Raw genomic sequence first — 17,241 nt, 5'->3', positions numbered from 1 at the left:
AAAGCCGACACTTCGGCGTCCCAGGAAACGTGGGAGGACAACCACGGCAGCATTCGCGTGTCGTCGGCCGGGAGTCGCAACAAGCCGGCATCGCAGACCACGGGCTTGCTCGTGTCGTCCTCGGCTCCGGCACCGCGCTCGTGCTCGCGCAGCAGGATCCGTCGCAGGACGTCTGTCTGACGCAGCGCGTGGGCCGCGTCATGACTCGCGGTGCGCAGCTCCGTATCGACCCGCTGTTGTTGGGCGCGGTTCGACTCGGCCAGTTTCTCGTCCAGGGTCTCCATCCGGTCGAGGGTCCGTTCGACCACCGCGGCCAGTCGGTCCACTCGTTCGCCGAGCGCGTCGATCCGCCCGTCGTCCTCGGCGTGATCGGGCACCTGCCGCTCGATCTCGTCCAGCCTGCGGTTCTGACCGACCAGCTCGCTTCGCGTCCGCAGGGTCTCGTCCCGGACGCTTTCGAGCTGAGCGTCGAGCTGCTCCTGCCGGTGGGTGAGCCGGGTCAACTCGGCGTGCAACGACTCGGTGTCACCTTCACCACCGGCCTCGTGCTGACGGCGCAACAGCTCCGCCGCCGTGCGCTCCACGCCGTCCACCAGGGAACCCAGGATGTCGCGGATGTGTTCGTCGTAGTGCCCGAGAGCCTTGAGCACCGCCTTGCGCAGGGCGGGAGCCATCGCGTTACGTCCACCGACGCTCACGTCCGGAGAACGGTGCAGCGCGTGCCGAGCGACCGACAACGGACGCAACGGGTCGTCCTGCTGGGACTGGTGATCACCGGACCACTTGGTCCGCCAGCTTCGGTAGGCGTGCTCGACCCGGTCACGCAGCCCTTCCCCGGTGCGCGCGGCACTGTGCCCGGCCAGCAGGTGTTCCCGCGCCCGCAGGCCGAACTCGGCGATGTCGTCCGGAGCGTCGGCGGCCTCGGTCAGGAGGGCGGCGGCCCGGTCGATGTCCGGTTCTCCCGCCCCCAGGCACGGCACCAGCCGGGCTCCCTGGTCGCCGAGCAGTTCGGAAACGGCGCCGTGGTCACCGGCCATCACGGGCACTCCCCTGGCGGCCGCTTCGAGCAGTCCCAGGGCGTAATAGTCACCACCCGATCCGTCGCCGGGGCGATGGAGCGACACGACGCAGTCGCACGCCGCGAGCACGACATCGTCCTGCTCGTCGTGCTCGACGAGCAGGACCCGGGTGTCGGCGGTCGTGGCCAGCCGTAGCCGCTCCGCGGCCTCCGGATGCGCTTCGGCGCCGCGCACCCCGATGAGCAGGCGTACGTCCGTGCGCCCCTCGAAAGCGGCGAAGAACGCGTTCACCAGGCCGAGCACGTTGCCCCGGTGCTCGTCGGAGTGGTCGGCGAAGGAACCGATGACGAACTCGTCCGAGAGACCGCACTGCGCGCGTGCGCCCTTGCGGGAGGCCAGCTCGATCTGTCCCCGGTCCGGCAGCGGCAGGGTGATCACCCGTGGTGCGGGGTACCCGGCACGGCGCACCGCCTGACGACCGGTTTCGGACAACGCCCATGTCTCGGTCGCGGCGTGCCGGGGGCTGTGCTCCCCCGTGGGCAGGACGTCGATCAGGTGCCGTCCTGCCGGTACCGGCTGGTCGAAGTCGCAGCGCACGACCACCGGGTAGGAGGGTGTGTCCGCCGAGGGAAGGCCGGAGGCACGTACCGCCACGCGCAGGAGCTCCGCGACTCGCCCAGTACCGAGGACGGCCACGCCGAGTTGGTCGACCAGCGGTGTCCGGCCTTCGCCGGAGGGGTGCCGCACGGCTTGCTGAGGTACCCGCAGGTTCGTCGTGCCCACCCCGATGCACCATTCGCGGAAGGAGGTGGCGTCCGCCCCGAACGGGTCCGGGTAGTCCCGCTGCAACAGCGCGTCGTCGGCCCACACCGCCGCGGTCCAGCGGGATGCTCCCGCGGCCCGCTGCCACTCGCCGGCCGGAGCGCACGCCCAGTCCAGGAACGCCTCCACGGGATCGTGCTCCCGCGGTTCGAAGGGGCTGACCGGTACGGGTTCGCCGGTCTGCTCGGCACTGAGCCAGCAACTCAGGTACTCACCGCGCAACGCGTCCGGGATGACGAAACCGTCGGGTAGCGCGCGGAAGGCGTGCGGTTGCTCCGCCGTGTATCCGGCCATGACGAGGGCGTTGCGGTAAGCGGCGCACAACCGCGCCAACAGGGGGTTCTCCGATAGCAGCACCCGGGGGCGGTCCGCGTAGTTCGCCGAGAACAACCAGGGCCGCTGTGGCTCGAAACCTGTGAAGTGCACACTGCGCAGCGCGGTGCCGTCCACCGTGTACCCCCCCGCGGGCGAGGCCTCCAGCTCACGCTGGGCGGCGTTGAACGCCGACAGCCCCACACCGGGATCGCGCAGGACGTGGTGATCCACCAGGGCCGGTGCTCCCTCCAGGAAGTCGCCCCCTCCGGCCGGATCGGCCCGCACCTGCTCCGCCCACAGGGCCAGGAACCGCTCGGCTCCCGGACCGACCACGACCATGCTCGAGTCGAAGGTCCCCGCTTCCGCCAGGTCTGTGGTGCTGGGACGCAGGCCGTCCCGGAACAGCGGGCGCAGCACGCGCGGCACCAGGGCGACGGGACGCTGCGGCGTCACTTCGGAGACGATGTCGCCGAATCCGGCGAAGACCCGCACCGAGGGGTCCAGGTACAGGACGGTCGCTCCCGACTCCAGCAGGTTCGTGAGCAACCGGGGGCGGATCACCCCGCGAAGCTGCTCGGCCGTGCACGCCAGCGCCAACCGGGCGAACTCGACCGCGTCCACCCCGATGTCCATCGGTGTCAGGAACTCGGCGCGCTCCCGCTCGTCGAGCGCGTCCGGATGGTCCATCAGCAGGGTGATGAACCGTGCGCCGGCGTGACCGGCCAGAAAGGAGTCCCGAAGTACCCGCGCGGCGGGGATCTGGTCCCGGGACACGACCGTGCAGCCGACCAGCACCGTGGCGGGATCGGTCGTGTCCATCCGCTCGGTCTCGGATGTGTCGGGGGTTTCGGAGGGCCACCCGGGTTCGTCGGGGTCCTCCGGCACGGGATGGGTGGCACCGGAGTGGGGGGAGGCCTCCGGAGGGGTCGACTCGTCGAACGGTTCGGGGGGAGTCCGGGGGTCAGTCACGATCCCGAACTTACCGTTGAGCGCTGACCGGAGGCACTCCCCGCTGCTCACAACATCGGCATGAGGGTCCGCAACTCGTAGGGGGTGACGTGACTGCGGTAGGAGTTCCACTCGTCACGCTTGTTGCGCAGGAAGAAGTCGAAAACGTGCTCACCGAGTGTCTCGGCGAGCAGTTCGGAGGACTCCATCTCGGCGAGAGCCTCGTTGAGGTTCTGCGGCAGACTCGCGTACCCGGCCGCCTTGCGTTCGCTCTCGGTGAGCGACCACACGTCGTCCTCGGTCGCCGGGGGCAGTTCGTAGCCCTTCTCCACTCCACGCAGGCCCGCGGCCAGACTCACCGCGTAGGCGAGGTAGGGGTTGCAGGCGGTGTCGAGGTTGCGCAGCTCCACCCGTCGCGAGGTGGACTTGCCCGGCGAGTACATCGGTACCCGCACCAACGCGGAACGGTTGGCGTGACCCCAGCACACGGCCGTCGGAGCCTCGCCCCCGACGACGAGGCGCTTGTAGGAGTTCACCCACTGGTTGGTGACGGCGCTGATCTCCCTGGCGTGGTACAGCACACCCGCCACGAAGGCACGCCCCGTCTCGGAGAGTTCGAAGGGGTCCTCGGGGTGGTAGAAGGCGTTCTGGTCGCCCTCGAACAGACTGACGTGGGTGTGCATCCCCGAGCCGGGTTGGGTGCTGAACGGCTTGGGCATGAACGAGGCGCGCACTCCCTGGGTCAGCGCGACCTCCTTGACGACGTAGCGGAACGTCATCACGTTGTCGGCCATCGTCAGTGCGTCGGCGTAGCGCAGGTCGATCTCCTGCTGGCCGGGCGCCCCCTCGTGATGGCTGAATTCCACCGAGATCCCCATCGCCTCCAGGGTCTCGATGGCGTTGCGGCGAAAGTGCGGGGCGGTGTCGTGGCTGGCCTGGTCGAAGTAGCCGCCGGAGTCGGCGGGGGACGGTTCGCTGCCGTCGGTGGGAAGGTTTTTGAGCAGGAAGAACTCGATCTCCGGATGCACGTAGCAGGTGAAGCCCGCCTCCGTGGCCCGCGAGAGCGTGCGGCGCAGGACGTGCCTCGGATCGGCCCAGCACGGTGACCCGTCGGGCATCACGATGTCGCAGAGCATGCGCGCCGAGTAGTGCGCGCCGTCGGAGGTCTCCCAGGGAAGCACCTGGAACGTGGAGGGATCGGGCTTGGCGACCATGTCCGACTCGTAGATCCGGGAGAATCCCTCGATCGCCGAGCCGTCGAAACCGATGCCCTCGGCAAAGGCTCCTTCCAGCTCGGCCGGCGAGATCGCCACCGACTTGAGGATGCCGAGGACGTCGGTGAACCAGAGCCGCACGAAGCGGATGTCGCGTTCCTCCAAGGTACGGAGTACGAACTCCTGCTGACGGTTCATACCCGCAGCCTAAATCCTCCGACCGGGCACCACCCGTGCGCGCCCCGTGATCAACTTCCGCAGCGGGTTCCTTCCGGGGGAAGCTTCAGGTCCACGAGATAGCGGATCCCCGCGTCGTCCACGCACGAATTTCCCCGGAGGAACACCGTGTGCCGGGTTCCCCGGAAGGTCAACAACCGGCCGCCGAGGGTCTTCGCGAGCCGAACTCCGGCTTCGTGGGGAGTGGCGGGATCGCCCGTGGTCGAGAGGACGAGCGTGGGTGGCAGCTTCGCTGGGTCGGGCGGAACGGTGTCACCGGTCACCGGTGCGGGCCAGAAGGCGCACGGGCCGCGCGCACCGCTCGGCGGGTACCCGTCGTCCAGGAACGGAGCCGCTCGCCGGTAGCGGCGGTCGGCCTCCCGCTTCCTGGCCCTGTCGGTGATGCGCGGATCGTCGACGCAGCGCACCGCGTCGAAGGAGTCGGTGATACCGGAGTACTGACCGTTGTCGGCCCGCCCGTAGTAGGAGTCGGCCAGGCCCAGCAGGATCTGCCCGTTGCCCCGCTCCAGTTGGAGGAGCCCGTCGTTGAGGCGTGGCCACGTGCTCGGGGAGTACAGGGCCTGGATGGTGGCGGTGGTGGCGCCCGAGTAGGACAGCCTCCGGTCTCCCGCCGTGGGGACGGGCCGTCTCACCAGCGGACGGGTGAGCCGCTGGTAGACCCCGACCGCTCGGGAGGGATCGTCGCCGAGGGCGCAGCTGGCCCGCGGGGCGCACCAGGCCGCGAACGCGTCGAAAGCCCGCTGGAAACCGGCGGCCTGCGCGACCATGGATTGCACGGTGTCCTGCTTGGGGTCGATAGCGCCGTCGAGCACCATCGCACGCACGTTGCCGGGGAACTGCTCGGCGTACTCCGCGCCGATACGAGTGCCGTAGGAGTACCCGAGGTAGGTCAGCTTCTCGTCGCCGAGCGCGGAGCGCAGCACGTCCATGTCCTTGGCGACGTCACGGGTTCCCATGTTGGCGAGCAGCTCGGTACCGCTTCGCCGTGCACACCGGGCGGCGTAGGCGCGGTTCTCGCTTTCGGTCCTGGCCACGGCCGACGGTGAGGTGTTGGCGTCGGAGTCCAGTCGTTCGGCATCCCGTCCGTCCGCGGTCAGACAGTTCACCCGGGGCAGGCTGGCGCCGATACCGCGAGGATCGAAACCGACCAGACCGAAGCGGCGGCCGAGTTCGGTACCCGCCACGGTGCCGCTCAGTCCGGCCGCCATCGTCATGCCGGAGGCTCCCGGCCCACCCGGGTTGACCACCAGCGAACCGACCCGCCGCGAAGGTTGGCCGGCCGGTTTGCGCAGCACGCCGAGGGTGAGGCTCCTGCCCCGCGGCTCGGAGTAGTCCATCGGCACCGTCAGCCGGGTGCACTCCAGCCGCCGGTTCCGGTAGGCCGACCGGGTTCGGGGAGTCGTGGCGTACTCGGCGCAGGGCCCCCATTCCAGTGACTGACCGTAATAGCGCTCCAAGCCGGCCGGTACCGGCCCCACCGGCCCGTTTTGCTCGGTGTGCGGTTGCAGCGGCGGTGGCTGTGATGTCGGAGCGCAGGCCACGGCACCCACCAGAACGAGTGCGCCCAGGACCGTCAGCAGGCGAGTCACTCGTGGATCATGGCACGGGATCGGCACGACACTCCGAGCCGACCCTCCCGACGCACGCGGCGCGACTGCGGGAGAATGGAGCAATGCCTCAGCTGCGCATCGCTCTGGCACAGGTCAACCCCTGCGCCGGTGACATCACCGGAAACAGCTCGATGGTCCTGGAATGGACTCGCAAGGCCGTGCGAGAGGGCGCCAACCTGGTGGCCTTCCCGGAGATGGTGCTGCCCGGATACCCGGTCGAGGACCTGGCCCTTCGCAAGTCGTTCGCGGCGGCCAACCGGGCGGAGATCGACGCACTGGCCCGGCGGCTGCGTGAAACCGGATGCGGAGACGCTCTCGTCGTCGTGGGGCATCTCGACCACGACGACACCGGTGTGCGCAACGCGGCCTCGCTGCTCTACGGCGGCGAGATCGTGGCGACCTACTACAAGCACCACCTCCCCAACTACGGGGTCTTCGACGAGGCCCGCTACTTCGCACCGGGCCACGAACTGCCGATCGTGCGGCTGCACGGGTTGGACATCGGCGTGGTGATCTGCGAGGACATCTGGCGCAACGGCGGCCCTGTCGCCGCGCTGGGCCAGGTGGGGGTGGACGCCGTGGTGTGCATCAACGGGTCGCCCTACGAGCTGACCAAGGACGACCAGCGCATGCCCCTGGTCAAGCAGCGCGCCGCCGAGGCGGGCTCCCCCATGGCTTACGTCAATCTCGTCGGTGCGCAGGACGAGCTCGTCTTCGACGGCAACTCGATGGTCACCACCGCCGAGGGCGAGCTGCTGACTCGAGCGCCGCGTTTCGTCGAGCACCTGATGGTGCTGGACATGGACCTGGTGGCCGGTGGCCACACCGCCACCGAAATCACCGAGCCCGAAGCGGACGAGGACGCCTTCGTCACTCCGCGCCTGCCCGCCTTCGACGTCCGGCGGATCACGGTGGCCCCGGACCCGCTGCCCTCCTACGAGCCGCTGCCGCCGCCCCCGGAGGCCGAGCCGCTGTCGGAGGAGTCCGAGGTGTGGTGGGCACTGGTCACGGGCTTGCGCGATTACGCGCACAAGAACGGTTTCCCCTCGGTGACCTTCGGTTTCTCCGGCGGCATCGACTCGGCGATCTGCGCGGCGCTGTGCGCCGACGCCCTCGGCGCGGACGCCCTGCACGGCGTGTCCCTGCCGTCGAAGTACTCCACCGAGCACTCACGGTCCGACGCCGCCGAGCTCGCCCGCAGGCTGGGGTGCCACTTCGAGGTGCACCCGATCGCGGACATGGTCTCGGTTTTCGTGCGCCAGCTCGGACTCACCGGTGTGGCCGAGGAGAACGTGCAGGCCCGTTGCCGGGGCACCACGCTGATGGCGCTGTCCAACCAGCACGGGCACCTGGTTCTCGCCCCGGGCAACAAGACCGAGCTAGCGGTGGGCTACTCCACCCTCTACGGTGACTCGGTGGGCGGTTTCGCACCGATCAAGGACGTCCCCAAGACCCTGGTGTGGCGGCTGGCGACGTGGCGCAACGCCGAGGCGGAAAAGCAGGGCGAGACGCCCCCCATTCCGGAGAACTCGATCAGCAAGGCTCCGTCCGCCGAGCTGCGTCCCGATCAGGTCGACACCGACTCGCTGCCACCGTACGAGCTCCTGGACGAGGTGCTGGACGGTTACGTGGAGGGTGATCGCGGGTACGCCGATCTCATCGCGGCCGGGTTCGACGCCGAGCTCGTCGAGCGGATCCTGCAGATGGTGGACCGGGCCGAGTACAAGCGGCGACAGTACCCGCCGGGCACCAAGATCTCCTTCAAGGCCTTCGGCCGCGACCGCCGCCTCCCCGTCACCAACCGCTGGCGCGAGGTACGTCCGTAGCCGCGGGACCGTTCAGCCGATCCGGGCGCGCAGCGCGTCCAGCTCCGCGGTGCCGAGGACGAGGACGAGGACGAGCCCGCGAAGGGTGTCTTCCAGGTGCTCGGGCGGGACGTGTGTGCGCTCGGTGCGCCCCGAAGCGTGTTCCACGGTGAGTTCGTCACCGACGAGGCGACGACTGACCGCGTCATCGAGCCGCATGACCACCGGTTTTCCCCTGAACGACGAGTGGGGGCGAGCACCGTTCGGGGTTCTGCGCTGGAACGTGCCTGTCCGTGTCCTTCCACGTGGACCCGGTCAACCTTCGACTCGAAGGAACCCGGAGGACGGCGAAAACCAAGTCGTCTCACCGGGGAGCTGATCAAGTCCAGCATCGTGCTGGCGCTCACGGAGAGTCGCGCCGGGACGGAAAACAAGCCCGCTGGAAACCCACGTAAGACCAGCCGCGCTGGCACCGGGCATCGCCCCGGGAAGACCACACCACCTGTGTGGCCAACGTTGCGTAGCAATACGCAACTCAGGAAGTGCACGCTTTCACGCACTTCCTGAACGGTGGGTCGCGGTGTAGTGGTGGGCGACCTCGTAGTCCACCGCTCGCTGCAGCTTCACCCGCGCCATGCGGCTCCAGCCCGGGGTGTCGGCCGAGGACCACGTCGATGTTCTCGAAGGGGATGGTCCGCACGTGTGCCTCGTGCAGGGAACGTAGCGCCTCGGTCGAGGGCGACACGCGGGGATGGTCGATGCGCTCGAGGTAGGCCTCGACATCGACCGCGGCGATGTCCCACTCGTCGTTTTCGGTCGTTCGCCGTGTCGGAATGCTCGTGCGAGCGACCATCGCCCTTCCAGCGCGCTCGAAGTCAACACACCGTGCTCGGGAAAGCACGCGGCGCCCCACCGCCAGGTCCCGGTGTGACGTGCGTCGGAAGGTGTCCCCGTCGCTGCGCGACCGTGCCACGCTGGTGTCGTAAGCATCCGTAGCTAGCCCGTGGACCCGCCCGATGGGCCGCGAGGAAAAGGATGGTCGACGAGATGAGTTCGGAAAACCACTCCACCGCCGCACCGGCGACGCGGAGTACCGGCGATCCCCACGCCCAAAGCCCCGGCACCGAAACCGCCCCCTACGGCTCGCCCCCGCCGCGGCGGCGAGTACGGGTGCACCACCTTCAGCAGTTCAAGGAGAGCGGCACGGCCTGGCCGATGCTGACCTCCTACGACATGTACAGCGCCCGGATCTTCGACGAGGCCGGGATTCCGGTACTGCTCGTGGGGGACTCGGCCGCCAACAACGTCTACGGTTACGACTCCTCCCTGCCGATCACGGTCGAGGAGCTGCTGCCGCTGACCCGCGCCGTGGCGCGCTCGGTCGAACACGCCCTCGTGGTCGCCGACCTGCCGTTCGGCTCCTACCAGGCCTCGCCCGAGCAGGCGCTGGAAACGGCGGTGCGCTTCATGAAGGCCGGTGCGCACGCGGTGAAGCTGGAGGGCGGACGCCGCTACGCCGCTCACGTCGAGGCGCTGGTGTCGGCGGGAATCCCGGTGATGGGACACATCGGCTTCACCCCGCAGAGCGAGCACGGACTCGGAGGCTACCGCGTGCAGGCACGGGGTGAGCGGGGGGAGGAGTTGCTCGCGGACGCGCTCGCGCTCCAGCAGGCCGGTGCGTTCTCCGTGGTGCTGGAGATGGTCTCGGGGCAGGCCGCCAAGCGGGTCACCTCCGAGCTGCGAATCCCGACGGTGGGCATCGGCGCCGGTCCGGACTGCGACGCCCAGGTGCTGGTGTGGACCGACATGGCCGGGATGAACACCGGACACACCGCCCGCTTCGTCAAGCGCTACGCCGACCTCGGCGGCATGCTCTCCGAGGCCGCGAGCGCCTTCGCCGCCGACGTGCGCGACGGGGCCTTCCCCGCTCCGGAGCACAGCTTCGACTGACGCCGACAACCGGTATCACCCGCTTCCGGAAGAAACCGCCCGGCAGCTCCGGGAACACGAGAACCGGGCACACGCCGGCGCTCGGGGGCGACGAAAAGCGATTTCGTCGCCTCCCCGGGGGCGAAGGTTCCTCACTCGTCACCGACCGAAACGGAGTGAGGCTCACTTCCGGGATCCGGACTGTTCGGCTCGTTGCGCCAGGACATCGGCGTGGCAGGGTTCGGGAGCGCACCAGCAGCCGAGCGCACGGTTGTTGAGCTCGCCCTCCTTGACTCGTCGGACCAGCTCCGGCTGCTCGTCGAGCCACTGCTCGTAGTCGCGCACCATCTTGTCCCGGTCGGACTTGGCCTCGGCGACGAACGGATTGGCGAAGTCCGAACCGGGCCAGGAGTGCCGCTCTCCCGCCTTGCCGACGTAGTGCACGAGTCCCCGCGAGACCAACCACGGCACCAAGTGCTTGTGCGGACCGCTTTTACGGACGTTGACCACCGTCACGTGACCGTCGAGCACCTGCTCGGCCCGTCGCCGTTCGTCGTCGGTCCACTTGCCGGCCTCGTCGGGAAGTTCGTCGCTCCGCTTCACCACAGCAGCTCACCTCACGTTCGCGGGTTTCCCCCACGAAAGTGCCCGGCTCGCCACGTCATCACACGTCGGTGACCCGGATGCCCGCGTGCGCCTTGTAGCGGCGGTTGATGGCGATGACGTTGGCCGTCAGGGCCTCCACCTGGTGGGCGTTGCGCAGCCGACCACCGTAGATGCCGCGCACTCCCGGGACCACGTCGGCCAGTTCCCGAACCACGTCGGTGGCCTCGCGGTCGTCGCCGAGGACGAGGACGTCGAGATCGACGTGGGTGACGGCGGGGTCGGCGAGCGTGACCGAGGAGACGTGGTGGAACGCCGCGGTGACCCGTGACTCCGGCAGCAGCTGCTCGGCCTGCTGGGCAGCGCTCCCCTCCGGGACCTGCAGCGCGTAAGGCCCCTTCTTGTCGAAGCCGAGCGGATTCACGCAGTCCACGACGATCTTGTTCTTCAGCTCCTCGCTCAGCGAGCGCAGCGTTTCCTCGTGGGCGTCCCACGGCAGGGCCGCCAGCACGATGTCGGCCTCCGCCGCGCAGCCGGAATTGTCCAGTCCCGATACCTCGCCGCCGACGGTCTCGGTGATCTCCGCGGCCGCCTGCTGCGCCCGCTCCGCGGAGCGGGAACCGATCACCACCCGCAACCCCGCCTGAGCCCACCGCACGGCCAGTCCCCTGCCCTGCGCTCCGGTGCCTCCCAGCACACCGATCGTCATCTCCCGCACGCCAGTCACACCGGCCCCTTTCGTCGAATTCCTCGTCTCCTCCACGATCAGGGGCCGACGGCGAATACGCCAGATCACAGCGGTGTGGGGGCCACCACTTCGAACGCGACGGCACGCCGGACGGGATCGGCTTCGAACAGGCGCACACGCACCCGCCGTCCCTCCTCGAGGCCGTCGCCCCGGCACGGCGCGATCACCGGCGGATCGGCCACGAAGACCTCGCCACCGTCCCCCTCGGCACGCAGCACGGTGGCGACGTACTCCTCGCCGATGTGGCCGGTCAGGGTCCAGGACTGCGCCTGGGCGATGCACGCCCGCTCCACCTGGGTCGCGACCCGGTCGGACCCCCCCATGACGGAGGGCAACTGCGGTAACGCCGTACTCACCCACTCCGGTACGTCCCGCCCCGCGTCGACGGCCAGGCACACCTCGGCTCCGTACCGGTCCACGAGGCGCCGCAGGGGCGCCGTGACGTGCGCATAAGCGGCACCGATACCGGCGTGGCGGGTCTTTCCGGGCGCACCGTCCTCGAAAGAGGTGTATCCCGCGCCCCGAAGCAACCGGATGGCCGCCACGTGCAGTGCCAGGGCGTCGGGACGAGCCGGATCGATGCCGGCGAGGAACTCGGCGGGGCCGACCGAGGACGGCCAGTCCAGTCCCAACCGGGCCGCCGACCTGCGCAGCACTTCGATCGTCCCCGGTTCCGGATCGGGGACCGTACGCAGTACTCCGATCCCGGACGAGCACATCATCTCCGCCGCGCACATTCCGGTCATCAGGGAGATCTCGGCGTTGTAGGCCTCCAGTCGCAACCGGGGCCGCAACGTCAGCGACCAGCCCTCGTCCCCGTCCGGGTTCACCTGCTGCTCGGGCAGCCCGAGCTCGATCGCCCCACGGCGAACCGCCTGTTCCCTGCGGAGTTCGCCCACCTCGGGCAGCAACGCCACCGCCGGGGACGGGGTCCCGAGAGCCAGCGATCGCTGCAGCCCCTCGTAGTCGAGTTGGGCCACCGAACGCACCCAGGCACGCCGTACGTCGACCCGTACCGGGACACCGTCACCGTCGAGGTCGAGTCTCCACAGCACGGCGGGCCGGGTCTGCTCGGGCAGCAGACTGGCGGCGCCCTCGGACAACAACGTCGGGTGCAGCGGCACGGTGCCGTCGGGGAGGTAGAGCGTCTGACCGCGGCGGTGCGTCTCGACGTCGAGGGCTCCACCGGGCGGGACGAAGGCCGCGACATCGGCGATGGCGTAATGGATTCGATAACCCCGGCGGCCACGACGTTCCAGCAGCACGGCCTGGTCGAGGTCCTTGGAGCCCGGCGGGTCCACGGTGACCATCGCCAGGTCGGTGGCGTCCACGCGCACGTCCGTGAAGGCGGGATCGACCACGACCCGCTCCGCCTCGCTCAGGCTCGCGAACGAGAACTCCCCGGGCAGCCCCAACTCCGCGCGCACGGCCGAGAAGTCCGGTCCGGCGCCCTGCCCGACGGCGACAGCACCGGCACCATCCTGTGGTCCGCACGCCGCCGCCATGAGGATTCAGTCCTCCTCGTCCCGGCCTCGTCCGGTCTCGTCCCAACGTCGCTCGGCCTCGTCGGCGGCCTTGGTGCGCTGCCGGGCTATTTCGAGGGCCTGCGCGGCGGTACCGGCGTCGGGGTAGGGACCCAACCGATCGACCGAGCGACAACCGGCACCGGACTCGACTTCGCGATGCTGTAGGCAGAAGTACCAGCCGTTCGGGTCCATGACCCGAGCCTGCCATGCCCGCACGCGCATGTCACGAGGCGGAAGGAGGAACTCACCAGGTGGGGGGCGGTGCCGGAGCCGGCTGCTGACCCTGGCCACCACCGGATCCCCGATGCGGGATCGGGTCCATGCAGGAGACCAGCACCTGCTTGGTCTCCGGGTTCTCCACCGTCCGACCGTCCCGCCACCGGTACTCCAGCTCACCGCTGTCGCCGACCTCGACGGTGCATCCCACCTCGGCCAGCTGGTCGTCGTCGAGATCGGTGAGCAGTTCGTAGCGGGAGGGGACGACCTGGTAGATCGGCCACCGCAGGTGCCCGAAAGCCTGGTGGAACTCCTCGAGCAGTTGGCGCATGTGTTGCTGCCACGGCAGTGGCATGGATTCCGCCAGCGAGCGGGGCAGCACCGCGTAACCGCTGTCGACGCCGTGGCTCGCCTCGGAGAGGTAGTCCCCGAGTGGTGTGCTCGACGCGGGCGGACCGCTCGGACGCGGAATGGGATTCGGGGTGAACATCCTCAATCCTCCTGCAGGTGTGCGGGCATCGCCGTCGGCTGTTCGGCCACCGGCACGAGCGCGACGGATCACCGGACACGAAACATTCTCGCCGCTCGGGCGGGAAACGTGGCGTCCCGTCGCCGGGCGCGTCGTCACCGGATCACTTCGAGTCCCGCGCGGCCTCGTCGGGGACGGGGCGCACCACCGTCGGCAGCAGCTCGCCGCCGTCCCAGAGCTCGGTGCGCTCCACTGTCTCACCCGGCTGCGGAGCCTGGATGATCTTGTTGTTCCCCACGTACAGCGCCACGTGGTGAATCGCGCCCGGGTTCCGCCCGGTCCCCCAGAACACCAGGTCCCCCGGCTGCGCCTGCTCCAGCGGTACGTGTTTGCCCGCCTGGGCGTACTGGGTCTGGGAGTACTTCGGGATCTGGACCCCGGCGGCGGCCCACGCCTGCTGGACGAGCCCGGAGCAGTCGAAGGAGTGCGGGCCGGCCGCGCCCCAGACGTAGGGCTTACCGATCTGGTTCTCCGCGTAGGAGATGGTCTTGGCGGCCAACGCGCTCGTCGAGGACAGCTGTTCGCAGCCGCTGAAGCTGCTGACGTTACCGACGGTGCTGACCAGGTGCGCGGACATGGCCTGCGCTTCGTGGTACCGGTCGGGAAAGGCCGAACGTTCGACCGCCTGGGCGGCCTCACCCGGCCGCATCTCCTTCCAGCCCTCGACCTCCACCAGCACGTCGTAGAACTTGTTGATCGCGTACTCGACGTCGGTGACCTCGGCGGGACTGCCCCAGCCCTGAGAGGGCCGCATCTGGAACACGCCCAGCGAATCGCGGTCGCCGTGACGGACGTTGCGCAGGTTCGACTCTGTCTCGCCCGCCTGGATGGCGATCTGCCAGGCACGCGGGGGAAGGTCCCGCTCCTTGCCGATGCTGATGATCCGCTTGGAGATCCGCCGGGACTCCGCGCTCAACGTCTTGGCCGCGCGCTTGCCCTTGACGGTGGCGTTGCCCCAGGGACCGAGACCGCTGCTGCACTGCGACCAGCTCTGCCCCTGACGACCACCCATGCCCGCCAGCAGACCGGTGACGGCACCCACGCCGACCAGCCCGCCGAAGCCCAGCAGCACCACCAGCGCGAGCACGAGTTTGCGCATCTCAGGCCACCTTCTCGTAGTTGGCGACTCGCCACCCCTGATCGGTGTCGACGACCCGGACCTCGATGACCCCCGCGTCGGTCGGTAGCCGAACCCGCATGGCGGTGGCCGTGGAGGAGGTCGCGGTGACCGGCCCGGTGATCTTCGTCGCCGCGATGTTGGCCGGGTTGATCGTGGCCATCTGGGTGATGAACTCGGGAGTGGTGTAAGGCTTCAACCGCTCCAGCCACTGGCTGCTGGTGGTCCCCGGTGCGTGCTTGATCCACTGCTTGCCCCAGGCTTCGACGGTGGCCAGACCGTCCGGGTTCGGCGGTGCCTGTTTCGGCGATTCCGTGGGCACCGAGATGGACGGGGGCGAGGACTCGAGGGAGGAGGTGCTCGATGCGGACTCCGTCGGGGATCCGTCCGAGATTCGCGTGGAACCGACGCCCCGGCCCTCCTCCCGAGCGGCGCTGCCCTGCGGGGGCTCCGGAAGCAGCAGCCCCACACCGCTGGCAGCGGCCACGAAGAGCACGACCGCGACGATCAGGTGCTTGGGCGAGCGCAGCGGCCAGCCCCACAATCGGCGATACACCGCGGCGCGACCCCGATGGGTCCGGATCGGCATCGTTACCTCCCGGTCCTGCTCGGACGACGGCGGTCATTCATCGGCGACCTCCAGACCTCGCGACGGCCGGTAGAGGACCTGGACCGGCCGCCCGGCTACCACCTCGGAGTCCTTCCGCCGTGCCGGCCACGGGACGCTGGGCTCGGACGGACCACCACCGGCGGGACCACCACCGGCGGGGCCACCCGTTCTGGACGGCACCAGCACGGGGTCCTCGTCGTGGGTGTCCCACGAGGCCACGGAAACGGGGGAGGTGTCGACCACGCGGCTGCTCGCCTCCGGCAACGCGTTACCACCGTTGCGCACCGCACCGGGACGCTGCCGACTGCTCGCGTCGCCGGACGGAGCCGCCGAGTCCGTACCGCTTCCCGCGGGCGGCGGACCGGAGGGCAGCTCTCTTCGAGCCGTCTCGTTGTCCATGCGCCGGGCCGTGGCCACGACGGAGGGCGCCTCGGACTCCGGACGCTCGCGGCGCCTGGCTCCGGTGCCGCGCGACGTGGTGGTGTCCTCGGAATCCGAGGACTTCACCTGCTCCCAGAACTCGTCCTGCGGGCTGGACGGCTGCTCCTTTCGGCCACCGCGGAAGCGCGAGAACACCCCGGGAGGCACCCGGGGCATCGCACCGCCCACGGACCCGGCCGACAGCTCGATCATCTGCCCCATGCGCCGGAACGGCTTTCCGATCATCAGGAACATGATCGTCAGCAATCCGGCCAGCAGGATCTGGGTGAGCGGGCTGAAGGGGCGCGTCGGGTTGAAGACCCAGTTCAGCACGAGAGTGTGGATCCCGGCCATCGCCGAGATCACGATCACGTTGAGCATGGCCGCCCCCGCGATCCGTCCCACCGAACGCAGTACCTCGTGGTACAGCAGCGCGACGAGTCCGATCAGCGGCCCCGCCAGGATCAGTATCCTCAGCATCAACTGGGCGAGCAGAATCGCGGCCTTGGCCAGCAGCTGGAACGAGGTGTAGGCCAGTCCCTGAGTCATCGCCAGCGTCCCGGCGCCGATACGACTTCCGCTGAGTCCCTGGAGGTGTCTGTAGGAATCCTCGCTCATCTTGGCCGCGACTTCCTTGAAGGCCTGCTGCTTCTCATCGACCGTGGGAGCCTCTTCCCCGGCGGCTGCCTCGGACTTGGTCCACGCTTGAGCCGCCAACAGCTCCCGCCCCAGCTGATCGGCTTCGTCGGAGTCGGGGCGAGCGAACTCGCCCCGCAACCAGTTGCTGTAGACGACCTCGTTGTGCAGCAGGGTGGGCAACGCATCGCGCTCGTCGACCCCCACCTCCCTCAGGAAACCGCCCTGCACGGCGGAGGTGGCGCTGATCAACATCCCGTCCAGGGCGTGGGTGTAGGCCAGCGGGGTCAGATAAGTGGCCGAGGCGAACCAGAGCGCGGCCAGCGCCCACATACCGCGCTTGCCGATCGTGGCCAGGTCGCCCTGCCAGATGTAGCGGAACAGCACCACGGCCAGCAGCAGGGCGACCAGTCCGAACCAGGGGGCGAACACGCTGTCGTACAGCGCCACGGTTCCGCTCGCGACGACGTCGTCGAGCTGGCCCAGGATGTTGCCGTCGGCCAACGTGTAGTGCAGACCGTTGGTGGCCGCGACCATGGTCTTGCCCACGTTGAACAGCTGATTGCCGATCCAGGTGTCGACCATCGCGTTGGGGTGGGTCATCCCCTGCGGGCCGCAACCGAGGTCGTAGGTGTGCCAGACCTGACCGGCGTAGCCGTACATGTCGTAGGGGCTGCCCGACTGACCGTCGCCGGACTCGGACGGATCGAGAGCACCGACCATGCCGGCTCCCGGACGTTCCGGGACCGGCGGTTCCCCGCAGTTCATGGGCTGGGCGATGGCGGGAGCGCCCAGCGCCGCCTGCATCCCGAGCAGGGCGGTGACGATCAGCAGTGGGCCGCGCCTGCGTGCCGCACCGGTGTACTCGCGGCGACTCTTCGCTCGCCGCCGCAGCACCACGAACACGGCGGCGAGTCCCAACACCAACGTCACGGCC

At 69.4% G+C, this 17,241-nt stretch carries 15 protein-coding genes; 2 read left to right on the top strand and 13 right to left on the bottom strand.

Annotation, left to right across the window (positions count from 1 at the left end):
- The 3 genes from FHX42_RS14125 to FHX42_RS14115 all read right to left on the bottom strand — a co-directional run.
- Positions 1 to 3,125 (bottom strand): FkbM family methyltransferase (locus tag FHX42_RS14125; RefSeq protein WP_182544734.1); only part of this gene is annotated, 3,125 nt, incomplete at its 3' end.
- Between the two features lie 47 nt (positions 3,126 to 3,172).
- Positions 3,173 to 4,516 (bottom strand): type I glutamate--ammonia ligase, encoded by a 1,344-nt coding sequence (gene glnA, locus FHX42_RS14120; RefSeq protein WP_182544732.1) that lies wholly within the window; start codon positions 4,514 to 4,516, stop codon positions 3,173 to 3,175.
- Between the two features lie 50 nt (positions 4,517 to 4,566).
- Positions 4,567 to 6,144, bottom strand: a complete 1,578-nt coding sequence (locus FHX42_RS14115; RefSeq protein WP_182544730.1) for an alpha/beta hydrolase — start codon at positions 6,142 to 6,144, stop codon at positions 4,567 to 4,569.
- 83 nt (positions 6,145 to 6,227) lie between these two features.
- Here FHX42_RS14115 and FHX42_RS14110 point away from each other — a divergent pair, with 83 nt between their 5' ends.
- Positions 6,228 to 7,991: an NAD+ synthase gene (locus FHX42_RS14110; RefSeq protein WP_182544728.1), complete on the top strand. Its 1,764-nt coding sequence runs from the start codon at positions 6,228 to 6,230 to the stop codon at positions 7,989 to 7,991.
- 12 nt (positions 7,992 to 8,003) lie between these two features.
- Here FHX42_RS14110 and FHX42_RS14105 read toward each other — a convergent pair whose 3' ends face one another.
- Positions 8,004 to 8,189 carry a hypothetical protein gene (locus FHX42_RS14105; RefSeq protein ID WP_182544726.1) on the bottom strand — a complete coding sequence of 62 codons (186 nt, stop codon included), beginning with the start codon at positions 8,187 to 8,189 and terminating at the stop codon, positions 8,004 to 8,006.
- A gap of 316 nt (positions 8,190 to 8,505) precedes the next feature.
- Positions 8,506 to 8,823, bottom strand: coding sequence for an arylamine N-acetyltransferase (locus FHX42_RS27435; protein WP_182544724.1), 318 nt, complete (start codon positions 8,821 to 8,823; stop codon positions 8,506 to 8,508).
- Between the two features lie 194 nt (positions 8,824 to 9,017).
- On the opposite strand from FHX42_RS27435, the gene panB reads away from it, so the two are divergent.
- The gene (gene panB, locus FHX42_RS14095; protein WP_182544722.1) at positions 9,018 to 9,920 is read left to right on the top strand and encodes a 3-methyl-2-oxobutanoate hydroxymethyltransferase; all 903 of its coding nucleotides are present in this window, start codon (positions 9,018 to 9,020) and stop codon (positions 9,918 to 9,920) included.
- Between the two features lie 162 nt (positions 9,921 to 10,082).
- Here panB and FHX42_RS14090 read toward each other — a convergent pair whose 3' ends face one another.
- The 8 genes from FHX42_RS14090 to FHX42_RS14055 all read right to left on the bottom strand — a co-directional run bounded on the left by FHX42_RS14090 (position 10,083) and on the right by FHX42_RS14055 (position 17,237).
- Complete coding sequence (locus FHX42_RS14090) at positions 10,083 to 10,505, bottom strand: DUF4326 domain-containing protein (protein ID WP_182544720.1); 423 nt, start codon at positions 10,503 to 10,505, stop codon at positions 10,083 to 10,085.
- A gap of 58 nt (positions 10,506 to 10,563) precedes the next feature.
- Positions 10,564 to 11,229 carry an NADPH-dependent F420 reductase gene (gene npdG / locus FHX42_RS14085; protein WP_328796117.1) on the bottom strand — a complete coding sequence of 222 codons (666 nt, stop codon included), beginning with the start codon at positions 11,227 to 11,229 and terminating at the stop codon, positions 10,564 to 10,566.
- A gap of 65 nt (positions 11,230 to 11,294) precedes the next feature.
- Positions 11,295 to 12,755 carry an RNB domain-containing ribonuclease gene (locus FHX42_RS14080; RefSeq protein ID WP_182544718.1) on the bottom strand — a complete coding sequence of 487 codons (1,461 nt, stop codon included), beginning with the start codon at positions 12,753 to 12,755 and terminating at the stop codon, positions 11,295 to 11,297.
- Between the two features lie 6 nt (positions 12,756 to 12,761).
- Positions 12,762 to 12,998, bottom strand: a complete 237-nt coding sequence (locus tag FHX42_RS14075) for a hypothetical protein (protein ID WP_182544716.1) — start codon at positions 12,996 to 12,998, stop codon at positions 12,762 to 12,764.
- 22 nt (positions 12,999 to 13,020) lie between these two features.
- Entirely contained in the window at positions 13,021 to 13,482 is a 462-nt protein-coding gene (locus FHX42_RS14070; protein WP_182544714.1) for a hypothetical protein, read from the bottom strand.
- Positions 13,483 to 13,624: 142 nt separating this feature from the next.
- Positions 13,625 to 14,620, bottom strand: a complete 996-nt coding sequence (locus tag FHX42_RS14065; protein WP_182544712.1) for a C40 family peptidase — start codon at positions 14,618 to 14,620, stop codon at positions 13,625 to 13,627.
- 1 nt (position 14,621) lies between these two features.
- On the bottom strand, positions 14,622 to 15,227 hold the full coding sequence (locus FHX42_RS14060) for a hypothetical protein (RefSeq protein WP_182544710.1): 606 nt from the start codon (positions 15,225 to 15,227) through the stop codon (positions 14,622 to 14,624).
- 33 nt (positions 15,228 to 15,260) lie between these two features.
- Positions 15,261 to 17,237: a hypothetical protein gene (locus FHX42_RS14055; protein WP_328796116.1), complete on the bottom strand. Its 1,977-nt coding sequence runs from the start codon at positions 17,235 to 17,237 to the stop codon at positions 15,261 to 15,263.
- Positions 17,238 to 17,241: the final 4 nt, after the last annotated feature.

Origin of the sequence: Halosaccharopolyspora lacisalsi (genome assembly GCF_014137975.1) — a bacterium.
Lineage (GTDB): Bacteria > Actinomycetota > Actinomycetes > Mycobacteriales > Pseudonocardiaceae > Halosaccharopolyspora > Halosaccharopolyspora lacisalsi.
Note: the sequence above shows the minus strand (reverse complement) of the source record. Positions and strands in the feature narration are given on the sequence as shown.

Bases quoted from the DNA above. Each gene is read 5' to 3' on its own strand.
- glnA (WP_182544732.1), bottom strand. From the start codon at position 4,516: ATGAACCGTCAGCAGGAGTTCGTACTCCGTACCTTGGAGGAACGCGAC.
- FHX42_RS14110 (WP_182544728.1), top strand. From the start codon at position 6,228: ATGCCTCAGCTGCGCATCGCTCTGGCACAGGTCAACCCCTGCGCCGGT.
- FHX42_RS14105 (WP_182544726.1), bottom strand. From the start codon at position 8,189: ATGCGGCTCGATGACGCGGTCAGTCGTCGCCTCGTCGGTGACGAACTC.
- FHX42_RS27435 (WP_182544724.1), bottom strand. From the start codon at position 8,823: ATGGTCGCTCGCACGAGCATTCCGACACGGCGAACGACCGAAAACGAC.
- panB (WP_182544722.1), top strand. From the start codon at position 9,018: ATGAGTTCGGAAAACCACTCCACCGCCGCACCGGCGACGCGGAGTACC.
- FHX42_RS14080 (WP_182544718.1), bottom strand. From the start codon at position 12,755: ATGGCGGCGGCGTGCGGACCACAGGATGGTGCCGGTGCTGTCGCCGTC.
- FHX42_RS14075 (WP_182544716.1), bottom strand. From the start codon at position 12,998: ATGCGCGTGCGGGCATGGCAGGCTCGGGTCATGGACCCGAACGGCTGG.
- FHX42_RS14070 (WP_182544714.1), bottom strand. From the start codon at position 13,482: ATGTTCACCCCGAATCCCATTCCGCGTCCGAGCGGTCCGCCCGCGTCG.
- FHX42_RS14065 (WP_182544712.1), bottom strand. From the start codon at position 14,620: ATGCGCAAACTCGTGCTCGCGCTGGTGGTGCTGCTGGGCTTCGGCGGG.
- FHX42_RS14060 (WP_182544710.1), bottom strand. From the start codon at position 15,227: ATGCCGATCCGGACCCATCGGGGTCGCGCCGCGGTGTATCGCCGATTG.